The sequence below is a fragment of the Bradyrhizobium valentinum genome (assembly GCF_001440405.1).
Lineage (GTDB): Bacteria > Pseudomonadota > Alphaproteobacteria > Rhizobiales > Xanthobacteraceae > Bradyrhizobium > Bradyrhizobium valentinum.
In genome coordinates, this window is the sequence record NZ_LLXX01000161.1 from 18,654 (window position 1) to 40,315 (window position 21,662).

Annotated in this window: 15 protein-coding genes and 1 pseudogene; 9 read left to right on the plus strand and 7 right to left on the minus strand. The window is 63.1% G+C overall.

Annotation, left to right across the window (positions count from 1 at the left end; translation table 11 throughout):
- The first annotated feature begins 120 nt into the window (after positions 1–120).
- The 7 genes from CP49_RS28340 (at position 121) to CP49_RS28370 (ending at position 8,894) form a co-directional block, all read left to right on the plus strand.
- On the plus strand, positions 121–1,275 hold the full coding sequence (locus tag CP49_RS28340) for an acyl-CoA dehydrogenase family protein (protein WP_057853433.1): 1,155 nt from the start codon (positions 121–123) through the stop codon (positions 1,273–1,275).
- Positions 1,276–1,417: 142 nt separating this feature from the next.
- On the plus strand, positions 1,418–2,572 hold the full coding sequence (locus CP49_RS28345; RefSeq protein ID WP_057853434.1) for an acyl-CoA dehydrogenase family protein: 1,155 nt from the start codon (positions 1,418–1,420) through the stop codon (positions 2,570–2,572).
- A 31-nt stretch (positions 2,573–2,603) separates the two neighbouring features.
- Positions 2,604–3,260, plus strand: a complete 657-nt coding sequence (locus CP49_RS28350) for a glutathione S-transferase family protein (protein ID WP_057853435.1) — start codon at positions 2,604–2,606, stop codon at positions 3,258–3,260.
- 170 nt (positions 3,261–3,430) lie between these two features.
- Positions 3,431–4,252, plus strand: a complete 822-nt coding sequence (locus CP49_RS28355; protein ID WP_057853436.1) for a helix-turn-helix domain-containing protein — start codon at positions 3,431–3,433, stop codon at positions 4,250–4,252.
- Between the two features lie 66 nt (positions 4,253–4,318).
- Positions 4,319–5,185: a beta-keto acid cleavage family enzyme gene (locus tag CP49_RS28360; protein WP_057853437.1), complete on the plus strand. Its 867-nt coding sequence runs from the start codon at positions 4,319–4,321 to the stop codon at positions 5,183–5,185.
- A gap of 119 nt (positions 5,186–5,304) precedes the next feature.
- Positions 5,305–6,921: an acyl-CoA carboxylase subunit beta gene (locus CP49_RS28365; RefSeq protein ID WP_057853438.1), complete on the plus strand. Its 1,617-nt coding sequence runs from the start codon at positions 5,305–5,307 to the stop codon at positions 6,919–6,921.
- 11 nt (positions 6,922–6,932) lie between these two features.
- Positions 6,933–8,894, plus strand: coding sequence for an acetyl/propionyl/methylcrotonyl-CoA carboxylase subunit alpha (locus CP49_RS28370; RefSeq protein ID WP_245310914.1), 1,962 nt, complete (start codon positions 6,933–6,935; stop codon positions 8,892–8,894).
- Between the two features lie 140 nt (positions 8,895–9,034).
- On the opposite strand, the gene CP49_RS28375 is transcribed toward CP49_RS28370, so the two are convergent.
- The 7 genes and pseudogenes from CP49_RS28375 to CP49_RS47975 form a co-directional block, all read right to left on the minus strand.
- Positions 9,035–10,027 (minus strand): ABC transporter ATP-binding protein, encoded by a 993-nt coding sequence (locus CP49_RS28375; protein ID WP_057853539.1) that lies wholly within the window; start codon positions 10,025–10,027, stop codon positions 9,035–9,037.
- Positions 10,024–11,037 carry an ABC transporter ATP-binding protein gene (locus tag CP49_RS28380; RefSeq protein ID WP_057853440.1) on the minus strand — a complete coding sequence of 338 codons (1,014 nt, stop codon included), beginning with the start codon at positions 11,035–11,037 and terminating at the stop codon, positions 10,024–10,026. Before CP49_RS28380 ends, CP49_RS28375 begins: the two co-directional genes overlap by 4 nt.
- Complete coding sequence (locus tag CP49_RS28385) at positions 11,037–11,930, minus strand: ABC transporter permease (RefSeq protein ID WP_197423264.1); 894 nt, start codon at positions 11,928–11,930, stop codon at positions 11,037–11,039. The genes CP49_RS28380 and CP49_RS28385 overlap by 1 nt, the downstream gene beginning before the upstream one ends.
- Before the next feature lie 4 nt (positions 11,931–11,934).
- Positions 11,935–12,882, minus strand: a complete 948-nt coding sequence (locus tag CP49_RS28390) for an ABC transporter permease (RefSeq protein ID WP_057853442.1) — start codon at positions 12,880–12,882, stop codon at positions 11,935–11,937.
- A 140-nt stretch (positions 12,883–13,022) separates the two neighbouring features.
- A complete protein-coding gene (locus CP49_RS28395; RefSeq protein WP_057853443.1) occupies positions 13,023–14,618 on the minus strand; it encodes an ABC transporter substrate-binding protein in 1,596 nt (531 codons plus the stop codon).
- Between the two features lie 215 nt (positions 14,619–14,833).
- Positions 14,834–16,384 carry an AMP-binding protein gene (locus tag CP49_RS28400; RefSeq protein ID WP_057853444.1) on the minus strand — a complete coding sequence of 517 codons (1,551 nt, stop codon included), beginning with the start codon at positions 16,382–16,384 and terminating at the stop codon, positions 14,834–14,836.
- Positions 16,385–16,464: 80 nt separating this feature from the next.
- Positions 16,465–16,653: pseudogene (locus CP49_RS47975) on the minus strand (iron-containing alcohol dehydrogenase); the annotation flags it as partial.
- Between the two features lie 580 nt (positions 16,654–17,233).
- Between CP49_RS47975 and CP49_RS28410 the strand changes: the two are divergent.
- Positions 17,234–18,409: an efflux RND transporter periplasmic adaptor subunit gene (locus CP49_RS28410; protein ID WP_245310919.1), complete on the plus strand. Its 1,176-nt coding sequence runs from the start codon at positions 17,234–17,236 to the stop codon at positions 18,407–18,409.
- On the plus strand, positions 18,406–21,558 hold the full coding sequence (locus tag CP49_RS28415) for an efflux RND transporter permease subunit (protein ID WP_057853447.1): 3,153 nt from the start codon (positions 18,406–18,408) through the stop codon (positions 21,556–21,558). The genes CP49_RS28410 and CP49_RS28415 overlap by 4 nt, the downstream gene beginning before the upstream one ends.
- Positions 21,559–21,662: the final 104 nt, after the last annotated feature.

Consider the following 21,662-nt stretch of genomic DNA (forward strand, 5'->3'; position numbering starts at 1 on the left):
CCGGCATATCGGCATATTGTCTTGCGTTGTTTAGCTGGCCCGTGGCCAGATCGGCTGCAGCCGCTCAACGCAAGTTTGCGAGAGGCAAATCGGGGCATCGTGATCCGTTGGGAGGAAAGCATGCCGGAGCGCACAAGGGTGCAAAGCCCGTTCTATACCGTCGATCATGAAGCGTTCCGCGATGTGATGCGCCGCTTCGTGACGCGCGAGATTGAGCCCTATGCCCATGAATGGGATGAAGCCGGCGAGTTTCCGCGCGAGCTTTATCGCAAAGCGTCCGAGATCGGGCTGCTTGGACTCGGCTTCCCGGAAGAATATGGCGGAGTGGCCGCCGACCAGTTCATGAAAATCGTGGCGTCGCAGGAGCTGGCGCGCGCCGGCGCCGGCGGGGTCAGTTCGAGCCTGATGAGCCACACCATTGGCTCGCCGCCGATCGCGCGTGCGGCCCGGCCCGAGGTCAAGGCAAGGGTGTTGCCGCAGGTGCTGTCGGGCGAGAGGATTTCGGCGCTCGCGATTACCGAGCCGAGCGGCGGCTCCGACGTCGCCAATTTGCGCACCAAGGCGCGGCGCGACGGCGATCATTATGTCGTTAGCGGCGAAAAGACGTTCATCACGTCGGGCATGCGGGCCGACTATCTGACGGTCGCGGTGCGTACCGGCGGCGAGGGGCCGGGCGGCGTCAGTTTGTTGCTGATCGAAGGCGACACGCCGGGTCTGTCACGTACAAAACTGAAGAAGATGGGCTGGTGGGCGTCGGATACTGCGACCTTGCATTTCGACGAGTGCCGCGTGCCGGCCGAGAACCTGATCGGCGAGGAGGGGCAGGGCTTCAAGATCATCATGCACAATTTCAACAGCGAGCGTATGGGCATGGCGGCGAGCTGCACGGCTTACGCTCGTGTCTGCGTCGAGGAAGCGATGGCGTATGCCAAGGAGCGCAAGACCTTCGGCAAGCCGATTGCTCAGCACCAGGTGATCCGTCACAAGATCGTGGACATGGCGCAGAAGGTGGCGGCGTCGCAGGCGATGCTGGAAATGCTGGCGTGGCGGCTCGGACAGGGCGAGAGCCCGGTCGCCGAAATCTGCATGATGAAGAACCAGGCGACCCAGACCATGGCATTCTGCGCCTCCGAGGCGGTGCAGATCTTTGGCGGCGCCGGCTTCATGCGCGGCGTCAAGGTCGAGCGAATCTATCGCGAGGTCAAGGTCAACGCCATCGGCGGCGGCACCGAGGAGATCATGAAGGATCTCGCCTCGCGGCAGATGGGGTTGTGACTTACACCGTCATTCCGGGGCGCGTCGAAGACGCGAACTACGATGTGCAATTGCACATCGGAGAATCTGGAGATGAGATTAAACAATTTCGAGATTCCGGGTTCGACGCTTCGCGTCGCCCCGGAATGACAGAAAGGAACACATGCTCTTCACCGCCGACCACGACGAACCCCGCCGTATCCTGCAAAAGTTCATCGCCGCCGAAATCAACCCCTTCGTCGACGAATGGGAGAAGAACGAGATCTTCCCGGCGCATGAACTGTTCAAGAACCTCGGCGGCCTCGGCTTCCTTGGCCTCAACAAGCCGGTCGAATTCGGCGGTCAGGGGCTGGATTACTCCTACGCGCTGATGATGGCCGAAGAGCTCGGCGCCATCAAATGCGGCGGCGTGCCGATGGCGATCGGGGTGCAGACCGATATGGCGACGCCCGCGCTGGCGCGGTTTGGTTCGGATGAAGTGCGCCGCGAGTTTCTCAGCCCCGCTATTGCTGGCGACGCGGTAGCCTGCGTCGGCGTATCGGAGCCGGGCGCGGGATCCGATGTCGCCTCGATCAAGACGGAGGCGCGCTCCGACGGCGACGACTATGTCATCAACGGCGGCAAGATGTGGATCACCAACGGCGTGCAGGCCGACTGGATCTGCCTGCTCGCCAACACCAGCGACGACCAGGTTCATCGCAATAAGTCGCTGATCTGTGTGCCGATGAAGGCTAAGGGCGTGCAGGTGGCGCGCAAGCTCGACAAGATGGGCATGCGCTCGTCCGACACCGCGCAGATCTTCTTCGACAATGTCCGGGTGCCCAAGCGCAACCGCATCGGCGAGGAGGGCAAGGGCTTTACCTACCAGATGGTGCAGTTCCAGGAGGAGCGGCTGTGGGGCGCGGCCGCCTGCCTCAAGGCGCATGAATTCATCATCGGCGAGACCATCGAATACACCCGCAACCGCAAGGCGTTCGGAAAATCGATTCTCGACAACCAGACCGTCCATTTCAAGCTCGCGGAGATGCAGACCGAGGTCGAGCTGTTGCGCGCGCTGGTCTATCGTGCCGCGGAGGCGTTGATCGCGGGCGAGGACGTGACGCGGCTTGCCACCATGGCCAAGCTCAAGGCGGGGCGTCTGGGGCGCGAACTCACCGACGCCTGCCTGCAGTTCTGGGGCGGCATGGGATTCATGAACGAGACGCCGGTCAGCCGGGCCTATCGCGACAGCCGCCTGACCTCGATCGGGGGCGGCGCCGACGAGGTAATGCTGACGGTGCTGTGCAAGATGATGGGCACGCTGCCGAAAATCCAATAAGAGAAATCAGGATAATGACGAGGAACGACTGATGATCACGCTCTATCACTGCGACGGCGCCCGCTCGTTCCGTCCGCTCTGGATGCTGGAAGAGATGGGGCTGCCCTATGAGCTGAAAATGCTGCCGTTCCCGCCGCGGGTATTCGCCAAGGAATATCTCGCGATCAATCCGCTCGGCACCATTCCGTTCATGATCGACGGCGAGACCAAAATGACGGAGTCCTCTGGCATCTGTTATTACCTGGGCACCAAATATGGGCCGTCGCCGCTGGTGGCAGGTCAGGACGACCCGGCTTACGGCGCCTTCCTGAACTGGATGTATTTCAGCGACGCCACGCTGACCTTTCCGCAGACGCTGGTGCTGAGATACAGCCAGCTCGAACCGGAAGAACGACGGAACCCGCAGGTTGCCGGCGACTACGCGAAATGGTTCCTGGGCCGGCTGCGGGCGGTCGAAGCAGCGACGGCGAACGCGGAATTCCTCAGCGCCGGCCGCTTTACCGCGGCCGATATCGTCAACGGCTATGCGCTACGGCTGGCGGGCAATATCGGCCTGGCCAAGGATTTCGGGCCAAATGTCACCGCCTATTGGGCCCGGTTGCAGGAACGCGAAGGCTACCAGCGGGCGGTTGCGGCGGAACGCAAGGCCGGCGTCGAGCAGAATGTGGCGCCGCGCATACGGGCTTGAGGGATGTGTCATTCCGGGATGGTGCGTTAGCACCAGACCCGGAATCTCGAGATTCCGGGTTCGTCCTTCGGACGCCCCGGAATGACGGATTCCGCCGTAGTCAGTCCCTAAATTTCCGCTATGGTTGACCCCGTCGCAGCGGCCAGAGAGCCGCGCGAGGAGGACGCGCCATGGACGATACCGGCCACAAATCCGGCCATCTGATGCTGATTACCCCGGAACGCGTGTTCTACGCCGGCCTGCTCGGCCGGCCCCGGCAACGCTGCTCGGGCGGGTTCAACATCTATGTCGCACTCGAAGGCGGTCTCTGGCTCACCACCACCGATGGCCGGCAAACCAATGGCGAAATGATCGCCGTGCTGCCGAACGTCAGGCACACCATCGCCAGCGATTATCGTTCGGTGCTCAGCGTCGTGATCGAGCCGGAGAGCGTTCGCCCGGGCGTGCTCGAAGATCTCGCCAGGCGCCTCTCGGGACCTGAAGGTGCGGCTTTCACCAGCCGCATTCGCGCCGCCTATCACGAACTGCGTGAGCATCACGCCGGCAATGATTTATCCAGTGCCGAATTCGATTCTCTATGCCTTGGCGAGGCCTTGCCACAGCGCGAACTCGATCCCCGCGTGGCGCGTGCGATCGTGCAGATCGGAAGATTCTCCGGCGAGCCGGTGACGGCCGCAAGCTGCGCCGCGGAGGCGGGATTATCTCCATCGCGCTTCCTGCATTTGTTCAAGGAGGAGACCGGAATATCATTCCGTTCGTTCCGCGCCTGGAAGCGCGCGCGGCATTTGCTTCACTTCGCCAACCAGGACATCAACCTTGCGCATCTCGCGCAGGATATCGGCTATCCCGATTCCACGCATTTCAGCCACTCGATCCGTCGCTTCTATGGCTTGAAGCCGCGCGCGATCTTTTCAGGTTCGCGCGATCTGGCGATCTATAGCCACCGCCGTGTCGCCGCCGACAATAGCGGGTGGACGCAAGAAGCTGGCTGATGCGGGACGCATGATCGCGCTGGGTATTTTCGCGATCCCTCGCGTTCCGCTTTCGAAGGTTGATCCATGGGCGACAAGGCCGTCATCACCTGCGCGCTGAACGGCGTGCTGACCGATCCGAAGCAGCACAACGTGCCTGTGACGCCGGAGCAGATGGCGCGCGAGGCCAAGGCCGCGTTCAATGCCGGCGCCAGCATCATGCATGTCCATCTGCGCCAGCAGGAGCCGAACAAGGGCCACCTGCCGTCCTGGGACATCAACATCAGTAAAGAGATTCAGCAGGCGATCCGCGAGGCCTGTCCCGGCGTCATCATCAATCACACCACAGGCACGTCGGGTCCGAAATATCAGGGCGCGCTCGATTGCGTACGCGAGACGAAGCCGGAGATCGCGGCCTGCAACGCCGGCTCGCTGAATTATCTCAAGGTGAAGTCCGACAACACCTGGGCCTGGCCGCCGATGATGTTCGATAACGCGGTCGAGAAGGTGCAGGACTATCTCGACGTGATGAAGGAAGCCGGCACGATTCCCGAATTCGAATGTTTCGATGTCGGCATCGTGCGCTGCGTCGGCATGTACCGGCAGACCGGCATGTATTCCGGGCCGCTGGAGTATAATTTCGTGATGGGCGTCGCCTCCGGCATGCCGGCCGATCCGGAACTGTTGCCGATCCTGTTGAAGCTGAAATTGCCGGAAGCGCATTGGCAGGTCACCGCGATCGGCCGTGCCGAAATCTGGCCGCTGCACCAGCGCTGCGCCGATCTCGGCGGCCATCTGCGCACTGGCCTCGAGGACACGTTCTATCTGGCTGATGGCACGAAGGTGACTTCGAACGGGCAGTTGATTGAAGCCATTGCCGCCTGCGCGCGGCGGGCGGGCCGCGAAATCGCGAGCCCCGCCGAAACGCGGCAGATATTTGGAACAAGGCATTGAGGTCGTCATTCCGGGGCGATGCGAAGCGTGAACCGGAATCTCGAGATTCCCCGATGCGCAATTGCGCATCTGAGGTCTGGTCCTTCGGACCATCCCGGAATGACGGAGTGAATTGGTTTATGGCTGTAATCGAATCGACCGTCGTTCCCTCCAGCGCTGCCTTCAAGGCCAACCGGGACGGCATGCTGGCGCTGATCGCACGGATGCGCTCGCTGGAAGATCGCACGCGCACCGCATCGGCCGCGGCCAAGGACCGCTTTCACAAGCGCGGGCAATTGCTGCCGCGCGAGCGCGTGGCGCTGGTGCTCGATCCCGGCTCGCCCTTCATCGAGCTATCGACGCTCGCCGGCTACATGTTCGATGTGCCGGATGCGGAGAAGAGCGTGCCTGGCGGCGGCGTGATCGCGGGCATCGGCTTCGTTGCCGGCATCCGTTGCATGGTCAGCGCCAATGATTCCGGCATCGACGCCGGCGCGCTGCAACCGTTCGGCCTCGACAAGACGTTGCGGGTGCAGGAACTGGCGCTGGAAAACAAGCTGCCCTACGTGCAACTGGTCGAAAGCGCCGGTGCCAACCTTTTGCGCTACCGCGTCGAGGATTTTATCCGCGGCGGCAACATCTTTCGCAATCTGGCGCGGCTGTCGGCGGCCGGACTGCCCGTCGTCACGGTGACGCATGGATCGTCGACGGCAGGCGGCGCCTACCAGACCGGGCTCTCCGATTACATTGTGATGGTGCGTGGTCGTACCCGCGCGTTCCTGGCCGGTCCGCCGCTCTTGAAGGCGGCGACAGGCGAGATCGCGACCGAGGAGGAGCTCGGCGGCGCCGAGATGCATACCTCCATTTCTGGCCTCGGCGATTATCTGGCCGAGGATGACCGCGACGCGCTGCGCATCGCGCGCGACATCATGGCTAATCTCGAATGGGATCGACCAAAGGCTGCGGCCGAGTCCTTCAAGCCGCCGCGCTATGACTCCGAGGAGCTGCTCGGCATCATGCCGATGGACCACAAGCGTCCCGTCGACATGCGCCAGGCCATCGCGCGTTTTGTCGACGATTCCGATTTCACGGAGTTTGGTGCTAACTACGGTCCCGCAACCGTGTGCGGTCACGCCCGTATCGAAGGGCAGGCGATCGGAATCATCACCAACAATGGCCCGCTCGATGTGCCCGGCGCCAACAAGGCAACGCACTTCATCCAGGCCTGCTGCCAGTCGCGAACGCCGCTGCTCTACATGAACAACACCACGGGTTACATGGTCGGGAAGGCTTACGAGGAAGCCGGCATGATCAAGCACGGCTCCAAGATGATCCAGGCGGTGACGTCGGCGACCGTGCCGCAGATCACGATCTATTGCGGGGCGTCGTTCGGCGCCGGCAATTACGGCATGTGCGGGCGTGGCTTCCATCCGCGCTTCTGCTTCTCCTGGCCGAACGCCAAGACGGCCGTGATGGGCGGCGAGCAGGCGGCCGAAACCATGGCGATCGTGACCGAGGCCGCGGCTATCAGGCGCGGCAAGCCGATCGAGAAGGAGAAGCTCGAGGCGATGAAGGCGCAGATCACGGGCGTGTTCGACGGCCAGATGGATGTGTTCTCGACCAGCGCACGCGTGCTCGACGACGGCGTGATCGATCCGCGGGACACCCGCAGCGTGCTTGCGGAAGTGCTGGCGATCTGCCGCGAGGCCGAGGCCCGCACGCCCCAGCGCATGCAATTCTCGGTCGCCCGGCCATGAGCGGGCTAACCATGAAGCGGACACCGTTCTTCAAGATCCTCGTCGCCAACCGCGGCGAGATCGCGCTGCGCATCATGCGTACCGCACGCCGGCTCGGCTATGGCGTGGTTGCCGTCTATTCCGACGCCGACCGCGACGCGCTGCATGTCCGCGAGGCTGATTCTGCAGTGCGGATCGGGGAGGCGCTGCCGGCGCAATCGTACTTGCGGATCGATGCGATCATCGGCGCCGCCAAAGCCAGCGGCGCTGGCGCGGTGCACCCGGGCTATGGGTTCCTCGCCGAGAATGAGGATTTCGCACAGGCCTGCCGCGATGCCGGGCTGGTTTTCATCGGTCCGTCGCCAGAGGCGATCCGGGCGATGGGCAACAAGGCCGGCGCCAAAGACATCATGCAGAAGGCGGGCGTACCTATCGTGCCCGGATATCAGGGTACGGATCAGAGCGACGGCGTGATGTTGGCGGAAGCCAGAAAGATCGGTTTCCCCGTCATGATCAAGGCGGTCGCGGGCGGCGGCGGGCGCGGGATGCGGCTGGTCGAGGACGCTGCGGCATTTCCGGATGCGCTGCGTAGCGCGCGATCCGAAGCGCAGGGCGCGTTCGGCGATCCAACCGTGATCCTGGAACGTGCCATCGTCGACCCTCGCCATATCGAGATCCAGGTGTTCGGCGATCGCTACGGCAACGCGATTCATCTCGGCGAGCGCGATTGCTCCGTGCAGCGCCGGCACCAGAAGCTGATCGAGGAAGCGCCTTCGCCCAAGGTGACGCCGGAATTGCGCGCGCGCATGGGCTCGGTCGCGGTCGCCGCGGTCAAGTCGATAGGCTATGAGGGCGCTGGCACGCTGGAATTTTTGCTCGACGAGGGCGGCGAGTTCTATTTCATGGAAATGAATACGCGGCTGCAGGTCGAGCATCCCGTCACCGAGGCGATCACCGGGCTCGACCTGGTCGAACTGCAGTTGCGCATCGCCGCGGGCGAGCCGCTTGGACTCAAGCAGGAAGACGTCAAATTCTCCGGCCACGCCATCGAAGTGCGGCTGTGCTCCGAGGACGCCGGCCATGACTTCATGCCGCAGTCCGGCCGAATGACGCTGTGGCAGATGCCGGACGGCGTCCGCGTCGAGCACGCATTGCAATCCGGCTCCGAGATCCCGCCGTTCTACGATTCGATGATCGCCAAGATCATCAGCCATGGCGCCGACCGCAACGAGGCGCGGGGCCGGTTGATCTGCGGACTGGAGCAGGTGGCTGCGTTCGGTGTCACCACCAATCAAGGATTTCTGATCTCCTGCCTGCGCCATCCCGGATTCGCCAGGGGCGAGGCGACCACTTCCTTCATCGGCGATCATCGCGACGAATTGCTAGCGCCCCGCGCGGACGGCAAGGCGGAAGCTGCGCTGGCGGCGCTGTTGCTTTACGTCACCAATCCGCATGCGCCGCCCTGGCGCAGTGGACGCAGTCTGGCGGCGACGTTTCCGCTGACGACGCGGATCGATCTCGATCACGGTGTTCATGAAGTGGATATCGTGCGTGAACGCGACGGTGGGTATGTCGCGAGCCTCGAGAGTGGCGAGCATCGTTTCGGCATCGATGAGCTCGGCCGCGAGACGATCCGCTTCCGCACCGACGGCGTGATGGCTTCTGCAAAATTCCTGCGCGATGGCAACCGGCTGTATATCCTGCATCGCGGCGCCACGATTGCCGTCCGCGACCTGACGCTGGCAGCACCGGTTTCAGCCGCGACGGCTGGCGGCGACGGCAAGGTGCGCGCGGCAATGAACGGCCGGGTGGTGGCGGTGCTGGTCAAGCCGGGCGAGCAGGTCGCGCCCGGTCAGCCAGTAATGACGCTGGAAGCGATGAAGATGGAGCACGTGCATACGGCAGGCGTCGCCGGCACGGTGTCGGCGATCGATGTGGCGGAAGGCGAGCAGGTGACGACAGGCAGGATCGTGGTGGAGATTGCGGCAGCGTAATTCCGTCGTCCCGGCCAAGCGAAGCGCGAGCCGGGACCCATAACCACAGGCTCGTGTTGTGCGAAGGCTGGAGCTGCACCTGATGTAACGTCATCCATCAGTGGTTATGGGTCCCTGCGTTCGCAGGGACGACGATAGACTCACTCCGCCCGTCCCGTCCCGTCATTCAGCCAGCACGCCACCTGATGTCCTTCGCCGGCTTCCACCAGCGCAGGCCGCTCCAGCTTGCAACGGTCCATCGCGTAGCGGCAGCGGGTGTGGAAGGCGCAGCCGGACGGCGGGTTGATCGGACTTGGGACGTCGCCGTCGACCATGGGCGCAAGGCGTTTTGCTTTTGGATCGGCGATCGGGACTGAGGCCAGCAGCGCCTGCGTATAGGGATGGCGCGGGTTGGCGAACAACTCGCTTTTTTCGGCGATCTCGACAATGCGCCCGAGATACATCACGGCGACGCGGTGGCTGATATGGGCGACCACAGCGAGATCGTGGGCGATGAACAGGTACGAGAAATCGTTCTTGCGCTGCAGGTCGATCAAGAGGTTGATCACCTGCGCCTGGATCGAGACGTCGAGTGCCGACACCGGCTCGTCGCAGACGATCAGGCTCGGCCCGAGCGATAGCGCGCGCGCAATGCAGATACGCTGGCGCTGCCCGCCCGAAAATTGATGCGGATAATTCTTCATCTGGTCGGCCCGCAATCCGACCTGCGCGAACAGTTCGGCGACCCGCTCCTGTTGCGCGCGCCCTTTGGCTAGCCCATGTACGCCGAGCGGTTCGCCGACGATGTCGCCCGCAGTCATGCGCGGATTGAGCGAGGCGAACGGATCCTGAAACACGATCTGCATCGAGCGCCGATGTGGCCGCATCTCGGCCTTGCTGAGGCCGGTGATGTCGGTGCCGTTGAGCTTGATGGCGCCGCTGGACGGCTCCACCAGCCGCAGCACGCTGCGCGCGACTGTCGATTTGCCGCAGCCGGATTCGCCGACCAGCCCGAGCGTCTCACCCTTGCCAACGGAGAAGCTGACGCCGTCAACGGCATGCACCGTGCCGACGCGGCGGCGCAGGATGCCGCCGCGCACGGCGTAGTGCTTGACGAGATCAGTGACCTCCAGCAGGGGACGTTGATCGGTCATGGCGCGGCCACCATTTCCGTCGCGCGCCAGCACGCCGCAAAGTGATCGCCGCCTGTTTCCTGCAGCGGCGGGTATTCGGCGCGGCAGCGGTCCACGGCGAGGCTGCAGCGCGGCGCAAAGGCGCAGCCCGGCGGCAGGTTCGTCAGGGACGGGACCATGCCTGGGATTTCGGTCAGCCGCGCATCGGTCTTCGCGCCGAACGAAATCACCGCCGGCATCGAGGCCATCAATCCGCGCGTATAGGGATGCCTCGGATTCTCGAATAGATCCTCGACGGTCGCTTCCTCGACCTTCTTGCCGGCATACATGACGATGACGCGCTGGGCGGTCTGCGCCACGACGCCGAGATCATGGGTAATCAGAATCAGGCCGGTGCCGAGCGTCTTCTGCAGGTCGACGATCAGCGCCAGGATCTGCGCCTGGATCGTCACGTCGAGCGCGGTGGTCGGCTCGTCGGCGATCAACAGCGCCGGACGGCACGCCAGTGCCATCGCGATCATCGCGCGCTGCCGCATCCCGCCGGAAAGCTGATGCGGATACTCCTGCGCGCGGCGTTCCGGCTCGGGGATGCGGACGAGGCGCAGCATCTCGACCGCCTTCGCCCACGTCTCCTTGGACGTCATTTCCCGGTGCAGGCGGAGCACTTCGGTGATCTGGTCGCCGATCCGCATCACAGGATTGAGCGAGGTCATCGGCTCCTGAAAAATCATCGAGATCCGGTTGCCGCGGATGTTGCGCATCTCGGCCTCGTCGAGACCGAGCAGATCGGTCCCTTCCAGCGTCACCGAGCCGCCGACCACCCGGCCCGGCGGGTCCGGCACCAGCCGCATCACCGACAGCGCGGTCACGCTCTTGCCGCAGCCGGATTCGCCGACGATCGCCAGCGTCTCGCCGCGGCGGACGCTGAACGACACGTCGTCGACCGCCCGGAACAGTCCGGAGTTGGTGAAGAACACCGTCTGCAGGTTCTTTACATCGAGAACCGTGTCTTCCGTCCGTGTCTCCGTCATCAGCCGCGCTGCCTCGGGTCGAGGATGTCACGGAGCGCATCGCCGAACAAATTGGTGCCGAACACCGCAAGGCTGATGGCGACGCCGGGGAAGATTACCAGCCACGGCGCGGTGCGGACATATTCCGCCGCCGACTCCGACAGCATGCGTCCCCAGGACGGATAGGGTTCGGGAATGCCGAGGCCGAGAAACGACAGCGAGGCTTCGGTGAGGATGGTGGAGCCGAGCTGCGCGGTCGCCAGCACGATCAAGGGCGCCAGCGTGTTGGGCAGCACGTGGCGGAGCGCGATACGGATCTCGCTCATGCCGATCGATTTGGCGGCTTCGACGAACGGCAGCTCGCGCAGCGCCAGCGTATTGGCGCGGATGACGCGGGCAACCGTCGGGATCAGCGGGATCGCGATGGCGATGATCACGTTCGGCAGCGAGGGGCCGAGCGCCGCCGTCATCACCAGCGCCAGCACCAGCAAGGGCAGCGCCTGCAGAATGTCGGTGATGCGCTGGAACAGGAGGTCGACCCAGCCGGACAGATAGCCCGATGCGAGGCCGACAATGACGCCGATCGAAGATCCCAGCGCGGTGGCGCCGATGCCGACGGCGAGCGATACGCGCGCGCCGTGCACGATCCGGCTCCAGACGTCGCGGCCGAATGAATCGGTCCCCATCCAGTGCGCCGCGCTCGGTGCGGCCAGCCGTTGCGCGGAATCGACGCTGAGCGGATCGTAGCGGCAGATCAGGTCGGCGGAGATCGCCATCCAGACGAACAGCACCATGATGACGAGGCCGATCGTGCCGAGCAGATAGCGCTGCGCCAGAAACAGCAGGCGGCGCCAGCCATGCGTCGAATGGGCGCCGGCTCGTCTTAACTCGCTATCGAAGTTGATCGTGGTCAAGCGGCTAATCCCCATAGCGAATGCGCGGATCGATCGCGGCGTAAAGCATGTCGACGGTGAAGTTTGCGACCACCACGACCACGGCGATCAGCATCACGAGGTTCTGGACGATCGGGTAGTCGCGCCAGCGCAGCGCCTCGACCAGGAAGCGGGCAACGCCGGGAATGTTGAACACGGTTTCGGTGACGATCAGCCCGCCGATCAGGAAGGCCGCTTCGATGCCGATCACCGTAATGACCGGGAGAATGGCGTTCTTCAGCGCGTGACGATAATTGACCGATGCCTCGGAGGCGCCTTTGGCGCGCGCGGTACGGATGTAATCCTGCCGCAGGATCTCCAGCATCGAAGAGCGCGTGATGCGCATCGTCAGCGCTGCGCTGCGAAAGCCGACCGCCATCGCCGGCACGGCATAGATCGCGAACGCTTCCGTCCAGGTTGCCGGGTTCGGATTGTAGATCGGCATGTGGCCGAACAGCGAAACCGAGGCCATCAGGATAAGCAGCCCCAGCCAGAAGGAAGGGAGCGACAGGCCGCTCAGGCTGACGACACGGAGGGTGTAATCCAGCCGCGAGCCTTGGTGGACTGCGCTGAGAACGCCTAAGGGAATGCCGATCGAGGCCGAGAACAACAGCGCCAGCGCCGCCAGCCGGGCGGTGATCGGAATGCGCGGCAGGATCTCCTGCAACGCCGGCTTTTCCGAGACGTAGGAATAGCCGAGATCGCCGTGCAGCAGCCCGCCGATCCAGTTCAGATATTGCTGGTAGATCGGCAGGTTGAGGCCGAGTTCCTTTTCCAGGTTGGCCTTGTCGGTGGGATCGACGAAGCCGGCGGCGTCGAACAGGATGTCGACGATGTTGCCGGGGACGACCCGCAGCAACACGAAGATGATGATCGATATCCCGATCAGGGTCACGAGCATCAAGACGAGGCGTCGCACGATATAAGCAAACACCCGGCTACTCTCCCTGACCCATCGGCTAGAGCCCCTTCGGTTCTGATGAATCAGAACCGAGCTCTCGGTTTTTGTTTTGACGCGTTTTCTTCACGCGAACCGGGATCCACTTCGCTCGAAAACACTATCGCGGCCGTACGTTACTTGTCCATCCAGACGTCTTCGTAACGGTAGCCGTTGTAGGAGCTGTTCACCATGATGGTGATGCCCTTGACATAAGGCTGCCAGCACGAGCCCTGGCGGGCGTGCAAGATGATCGGCCGCGCCACGTCTTCCTGCAGCTTCTTGTCGATCTCCCAGACCAACTTCTTGCGCTTGGCGACATCCTTCTCCATCGACTGCTCGTCGAACAGCTTCTCGATTTCCCTGTTGCAGTAGTTGGTATAGTTGCGCTCCGAGCCGCAGGAATAGTTTTCGTAGAATGACTGGTCGGGATCGTCGACCGCATTGCCGGTGAGGTTCAGGCCGAGCGAGTAATCCTTGCGGGCGACCTTCGGGAACCATTGTGCGGTATCGACGACGTCGAGATCGCCGTCGACATAGATGCTCTTCATCTGGTCGATCAGGATGACGGCGGGATCGCGGTAGATCGGGATGTTGCGCGTGGCGACCTTGACGGCGAGGCGCTTGTCCGGTCCATAGCCCGCCTTCTGCATCAGCTTGCGCGCCTCTTCCCGATTGGCGTTGACGTCGGGACCGTAACCCGGAATCGATTCCAGCATTTCCTTCGGCATCGCCCACAAGCCGCCCGGTGCGGGGAGCATGGTGCCGCCGATATCGGCCTGTCCCTCGTACAGGATCGAGACGAAGGCCTTGCGGTCGAGCACCAGTGCCAGCGCGCGCCGAATGTCGATATTGTCGAACGGCGGGGCGGACGAGTTGACGATGATGTTGGTCGAGACGTTGACCGGCTCGACCACGCACACTGCGTTCGGTGCCTGCGACTTGACCTCCTTCAAGAGCGGGATCGACACTTCGGTCGGGAACGTCATGTCGAATTTCCCGGAGACAAATCCGAGAATGGCCGTCGAACGGTTGGTGATGATGGTGAACTCGATGCCGTCGAGGTGCGGCAGGCCTTTCTTGAAGTAGTCGGGATTTTTGGTGAGCTTGATCGATTCGTTGGCCTTGAACTCGACGAATTTGAACGGGCCGGTGCCGACCGGCTTGGTACGCATGTCGGCCGGGGAGACGTGGCAGGGGTAAACCGGGGTGTAGCCGGAGGCGAGTAGCGACAACAACGCCGGCTGTGGCCGTTTCAGGCTGAACGATGCCTCGAAATCGCCGTTTACAGTCACCTCGTTCACCTGGTCGTACCAGGATTTTCGCGGATTCTGGCGGAATTTTTGCTGCGACTTGCCCATCAGCATGTCGAACGTGCATTTGACGTCGGCAGACGTGAATGGCTTGCCGTCATGCCACTTGACGCCCTGCTTCAATTTGAAAGTGAGCTTCTTGCCGTCGTCGCTCCAGCCCCAACTCTCCGCCAGATCCGGGACGATCGACTCCACGCTGTTTTGCGGAACGTCCTGCTTGTACATGACTAGGTTATTGAAGACCGGCATGAAGGGAACGTTGATCGAGAAGGTCGCGCCCTCGTGGATCGAGGCGCTGCCGGGGCTGTCGCGATGATAGACCCTGAGGATCCCGCCCTGTTTCGGCTCGCCCGCCGATGCAACGTCGTAAGCCGGCAGCAACAACAACGCCGCGACGGCAAGCGCCCGTACGCTCCCCATGGTCCCCTCCACATTTTTACTCGGTCTCGACTGGCCGATTGCCGCCGACGATAGCATGACCGCGCATTGGGGCAACCGGGCAAGCCGGTATGAGAAGCGGCAATTTGGACTAATCGAAATCCGCGTGACGGAACTCGTTCATTGCAGCGCGCCTGTTGCACTGCAACTCGCTGCAAATGGTTTGCCGGAGAGTGATGCGTCGACGCTGATGGCACTCACACAATCCGCGAGGTCTTGTTGCCCCAATAGCGATCGCGCAGCAGGCGCTTGTAGAGCTTGCCGGTCGGAAGCCGCGGCAATTCCGCCTCGAAATCGATCGAGCGCGGCACTTTCTGGCGCGACAGCGATTGGGTGCAGAAGGCGATCAGTTCGTCGGCCAGCTCTTGCCCCGGCGAAACGCCCGGCATCGGCTGCACCACCGCCTTTACTTCCTCGCCGAGATCGGGATTGGGCACGCCGAATACTGCCGCGTCCGCGATCTTGGGATGGGTGATCAGCAGGTTCTCGCATTCCTGCGGATAGATGTTCACGCCGCCGGAGATGATCATGAAAGTCGCGCGATCGGTCAGATAGAGATAGCCGTCATCGTCGACATAGCCGACGTCGCCGACCGTGCTCATGCTGCCGTCGGCCGAACGGGCCTCCTGGGTTTTGGCGGGGTCATTGAAATATTCGAACGGCGTGGCCGTCTTAAACCACACCGTGCCCGCCGTGCCGACCGGGCAGGGCTGCATATTCTCGTCGAGAATGTGCAGGTCACCGAGCAGGACCTTGCCGACCGTGCCGCGATGCGCGAGCCATTCCTCGCTGTTGCAGGCGGTGAAGCCGAGCCCTTCGGTGGCGCCGTAATATTCATGGATGATGGGCCCCCACCATTTGATGATGTCGTCCTTCACGGCGGCCGGACAAGGCGCGGCAGCGTGGATCGCGATCTCGAGCGTCGAAAGATCGTAGCGCTTGCGCACATCCTCCGGCAGTTTCAGCATGCGCGAAAACATCGTCGGCACGAGCTGGGTGTGCGTGACGCCCCATTTCGGAACCAGTTCCAGATATTTTTCCGGATCAAAACTTTCCATGATGATGACGGTGCCGCCGGCGCGGATCGTCAGGTTCACGGCAGCCTGCGGCGCCGAATGATAGAGCGGGGCAGGCGAGAGGTAGATCATGCCTTCGCGGTAGTGCCATAGCTTGTGCAGGAAATCGAAGATCGGCAAGTTCTGTACCGGCGGCTGTTCCGGCAGCGGGCGCAGGATGCCTTTGGGCCGCCCGGTGGTGCCGGACGAATAGAGCATCGCGGTGCCCACGCTCTCGTCGGCGATCGGGGTCTTTGGCAGGCTGGAGGTCGCCTGTTGCAGCCCGACTATGCGATCACTCTCGCCTTCGCCGTCGGCGACGATGCAAATCTCGACTTTCGGGCATTCCTTCAGCGCCTCACGGGCGACGTCGAGTTTCGCTTTCGAGGTGATGAGAAGGCGTGACTGGCTGTTGGTGAGGATGTAGGCGAGCTCGCCAGCCGTCAGGTAGGAGTTAACGCAGGTATAGTACAGCCCGCTCCGCTCACCGGCACCACAAGCTTCGAGGTAGCGGCTGTTGTTCTCCATGAAGATCGAATAGTGGTCGAGCCGCTTGAGGCCGCGGCTCCGAAACAGGTGCGCCAACCGGTTGCTGCGGGCGTCCAGCTCGCGATAGGTGACGGCTTCGCCTGAGGACGCCATGATGAACGCAGGCTGAAGCGGACGAAGATGTGCATGCGTGCCGGTGTACATGTTGGTTTCGATCTCCTCATGCAGCCATGTCTGGAATCTCGCGCACTTGCGCCGGTGCTTCGATCTTGCGCGGATCGCGCAGCACCCAGGGCGTTGCCATCGCGGCGGATGTTTTCGATGACATCGGTTTCGCGGCTGAGCATGCCGCTGACCATCAGAAAGGCGCGTCTCGTGCCGAGCCGGTTCAACTGCTCGACGATCGCCTCGGATGCCGGCCGTCCGAACACGACCTCATCCATCGCGCCGAATACGACACGACCTTTATTCACGGCTGTCCTCCCCGGACATTTTTTGGCCCTTGTTACAAGCCTTGGCGCCAAGGTTAGCGGAGGAAATCCGGCGCGTCATGCATGAACATGGTGTTGGGGGAAGGCCGCGAAGAGCTGTCGTCGTCCAGCCTACAACGCTCGCGCCGACGATGACGACGACGCGAGACAGTGCGTGTAGCCGTCTATCGTCGTTGCGAGCGAATAGTCTTGACGCCCGGGCGGTCGGCTCCCTCCCCCCTTGCGGGGGAGGGCTGGGGAGAGGGGTAAGCCACACGCACCGCCGTCGCAGCCACCCCCTGCCTGCCATGTCACGTTTTCGTCATCAGCCGGCGATTAGCTGAGCGTTCGTTGCAATGTTCCGTTCTCGTCGCACTGCGGAAAACGCCAGGTTTCCGTGGTGCAGCGCGTTGGCTATGCGGATGCATAACGATTGTGCTTGATAACCGCGACTTCTTGACGAGACTGGGAACCGATCACATCTGTGGCCTCCGCCATACGTTCCACGGCGGCTTTCATCCAGCAGGGATGTCGAGAGGGGAGATGGGGTTTGACTGCAACTGAGCAATTGAAACGTCCGGCTTTGCCGGTGGGGGTCGACATTCGCTCACCTCGTAGCCTCAAATGGTTGGCTCCGCTGCTCGCGCTGGCGCTGTCGGCGTGCGATAACAAGCCGCCGCAGCAGGCGGCTCCCGCAGCGCCGCCCGTCACAGTCGCGCAGCCGGTGAAGCGCACCGTCACGGATTGGGATGAGTTCACCGGGCGGTTCGAGGCAGTTCAGGAAGTGCAGGTTCGCGCCCGGGTCGGCGGTTTCGTGAAGAGCGTCGAATTCCGCGACGGCGCCATCGTGCGCTCCGGCGACCTGCTTTATGTGATCGATGCCCGTCCGTTCGAGGCGGTCGCCGAGCAGGCCGACGGCCAGTTGTCGGACGCCCGCGCGAGGGCAGAACTCGCCAGGCGCGAACTCGACCGCGCGCTGACGCTGAATCAGACCCAGGCCGTGTCCGATTCCATCGTCGACCAGCGTCGCCAGACCTTGCAGGCGGCGCGCGCGGCGGAAATGCAGGCTGAAGGCGCGCTCAAGGCCGCCAAGCTCAATATCGAGTTCACCCATGTGATGGCGCCGATCACCGGCCGCGTCAGCCGCCATCTCGTCACGCCGGGCAATCTCGTGCAGGGCAGCGAGGGCGGCGCGACGCTGCTCACCTCGATCGTCTCGCTCGATCCGATCTTCATCTATTTCGACGTCGACGAGGCGACCTACCAGCGCAACAGCCGGCTCTGGTTCGAAGGCAAGCGCCCGAGCTCGCGCGACACGCCGAACCCGGTGCAGGTGACGCTGACCGGCGAGACCAAGCCCTCGCATGAGGGCAAAATGGATTTCCTCGACAACCGCCTGGATGTCTCGACCGGGACGCTGCGCAGCCGCGCCGTCATCCCGAACAAGGATCTCTCGATCCTTCCCGGGCAGTTCGGCCGGGTGCGGATCATCGGCAGCGCACCGTATGAGGCGCTGCTGCTGCCGGACACGGCTGTCGCAACCGACCAGTCGCGCAAGATCGTTTTCGTCGTCAAGGACGACAATACGGTCGAGGCGAAGCCGGTGACGCTTGGGCCGCTCGACGAGGGACTGCGCGTGATCCGCGAGGGGCTTAAGCCCGAAGACCGGGTGATTATTGACGGCCTGCAGCGAGCGCGCGTGGGTGCGAAAGTCACCCCGCAGACGGGCGAGATCAAGCCGGCCGGTGCCAAGACATGAATCTCGGCCGGCTCTCCATCAACCAGCCCATCCTGGCGATGGTGCTGTCAATCGTGCTGCTGATTGTCGGCGCGATCGCCTACACCACGCTGCCGGTCTCGGAATATCCGCAAGTGGTGCCGCCGACGGTGACGGTCACCACGCAATATCCCGGTGCCTCGGCGCAAACCGTCTCCGATACGGTTGCGGCTCCGATCGAGCAGGAGATCAACGGCGTCGAGGACATGCTGTATCTCTACAGTCAGGCGACCTCGAACGGGCAGTTGACGATCACGGTGACCTTCAAGCTCGGCACCGATCTCGACAAGGCGCAGGTGCTGGTGCAGAACCGTGTCGCCATCGCGCAGCCGCGGCTGCCCGAAGAGGTGCAGCGCAACGGCGTCGTCACCCGCAAGAACAGCCCCGACATATTGATGGTCGTGTTCATGCTGTCGCCGGACGACACGTTCGACCAGCTCTACATCTCAAACTACGCGCTGCTGCAGGTCCGCGACCAGTTGCTCCGGCTCGATGGCGTCGGCGATATCCAGATTTTCGGCGCGCGTGACTATTCGATGCGGCTGTGGCTCGATCCCGACAAGATCTCCACGCTGGGTTTGACCGCGGGCGAGGTGGTGGCGGCGATCCGCTCGCAAAACGTACAGATCGCCGGCGGCCAGATTGCGGAGCCGCCGATTGCCGACCGCGCCTTCTCGCCTAATCTCACCTTTACCGGCCGCCTGAAGGACCCGAAACAGTTCGAGGAGATCGTGGTCAAGGCCGGCGCCGACGGGCGCACCGTCAAGCTGCGCGATGTCGCGCGGATCGAGTTAGGCGCGCTGGCCTATGCGACCAACAGCTTCCTGCTGCGCAAATCCGCCGTCGCCATGCTGGTGACCCAGCGGCCGGGCTCGAACGCGCTGGCGACCGCCAAGAGCATTTCGAACACCATGGAGCAATTGAAGACGAGCTTTCCCAAGGGGCTCGACTACAATATCGGCTACAATCCGACCGAGTTCATCGCGCAATCCGTCAGCGAGCTGATCAAGACGATCTACGAGGCGATGGCGCTGGTCGTGATCGTGGTGCTGGTGTTCCTGCAAGGCTGGCGGCCCGCTATTATTCCGATCATCGCAATCCCGGTGTCGCTGGTCGGCACTTTTGCGGTGATGGCGGCGCTCGGATTTTCGATCAACAATCTCACTCTGTTCGGTCTAGTGCTCGCGGTCGGCATCGTGGTCGACGACGCGATCGTGGTGGTCGAAAACGTCGAGCGCCATCTCGAGCACGGCATGAGCCGGCGCGACGCCGCGCTTCGCACCATGGAGGAGGTCGGCAGCGCATTGGTGTCGATTGCGCTGGTGCTGTGTGCGGTGTTCGTTCCGACCGCGTTCCTAGGCGGCATCTCCGGGCAGTTCTTCCAGCAGTTTGCCGTCACCATTGCGGTCGCGACCGCGATTTCCTGCTTCTGTTCGCTAACGCTCTCGCCGGCGCTGGCCTCGCAGATTCTGCAGCCGCATGCAGACAAGCGGCCGCCGGCGCGCTGGAATTTCATCGCACGCGGCTGGGACGCCTTTACCGGCGTGTTCAATCGCGGCTTCGACCGGCTGGCGCATGGCTATGCCAGCGCCGCCGATTTCGTGATCCGGCATGCGGTTGTCATGCTGTTGATCTACGTCGGGCTGATCGGCGCCGCCGGATGGCTATTGATGACGACGCCGCAGGGCTTTATCCCGGCACAGGATCGCGGTTACGTCATCGTTTCCGTGCAATTGCCGGGTGCCGCCTCACTGGCGCGCACGACCGAGGTAGTCCGGGAGATCGAAAAGATCGCGCTTGAAACGCCGGGCGTCGTTCGTGTGCCGGCGTTCGCCGGCTTCTCGGGCGCGACCCGGACGCAGGCAAGCAATGCCGCGGCACTGTTTCCGGTATTCGATGAGCCGGAAGCGCGGGTGAAGAAGGGGCTCACGTCGACCTCGATTGCAAACGATCTGCGCAACCGGCTGGCGAGCATCCAGGGCGCCTTCATCATCGTCATCCCGCCGCCCGCGGTGCCCGGCATCGGCACCGGCGGCGGCTTCACCATGCGGATTCAGGACCGCCAGGGCCGCGGCTCCGAGATGCTTGCCGCGGCGACGGGTGAACTGGTCGGTGCGGCGAGCAAGGCGCCGGGCCTGACCCAGGTGTTCTCGCCGTTTGCCGCCAACACGCCGCAATTGTTCGTCGATATCGATCGCGTCAAGGCGCAGAAGCTTGGCGTGCCGATTGCGAACATCAACGATACGATCCAGACCTATTTCGGCTCGTCCTATGTCAACGACTTCAACCTGTTCGGCCGCACCTACCGCGTCACGGCGCAGGCTGACCTGCCGTTCCGGAAGGAGACATCCGATCTCTCACGCCTGCGCACCCGCAACGCCGCCGGCGACATGGTGATGCTCGGCAGCGTGGTGAATTTCAGCGACATCTCGGGCCCGGATCGCGTCGCGCGCTACAATCTCTACCCCGCGTCCGAGCTGCAGGGCGAGACGCTGCCAGGCACGAGTTCCGCAGCGGGCATCGCCACTGTCAAGCGTTTGGCAGAGGAGACGCTGCCGAGCGGGTTCTCGTATGAATGGACCGACCTGTCCTATCAGCAGGTCACCGGCGGCAACACCGGCCTCTACGTCTTTCCGATCTGCGTGCTGTTCGTATATCTCGTGCTGGCAGCACAATACGGCTCGTGGAGCCTGCCGTTCGCGGTCATCCTGATCGTGCCGATGTGCCTGCTGGCCGCGACGGTCGGCGTGCGAATCATGGGACAGGACGTCAACATCCTGACCCAGATCGGGTTCGTGGTGCTGGTGGGACTCGCGGCCAAGAACGCCATTCTGATCGTCGAGTTTGCGCGCGATATCGAACTCGAAGGAAAGGCGCGGCTGGAAGCCGTGATCGAGGCCTGCCGACTGCGGCTGCGACCGATCCTGATGACGTCGTTCGCCTTCATCCTCGGCGTGTTGCCGCTGGTGATCTCGACGGGCTCGGGATCGGAGATGCGGCAAGCGGTGGGAGTAGCCGTGTTCTTCGGCATGCTTGGGGTGACGCTGTTCGGCCTGATCTTCACGCCGATCTTCTATGTCATCGTGCGGAATCTGGCGGACGGGAAGGGCAAGAAGCCGGTCGCGGCGTGAGTGCGTTCCATTCACCACGATCGTCATTCCGGGGCGCGCGAAGCGCGAACTTTGATGTGCAATTGCACATCAAAGCTCGCACTTCGTCGCGTCCCGGAATGACG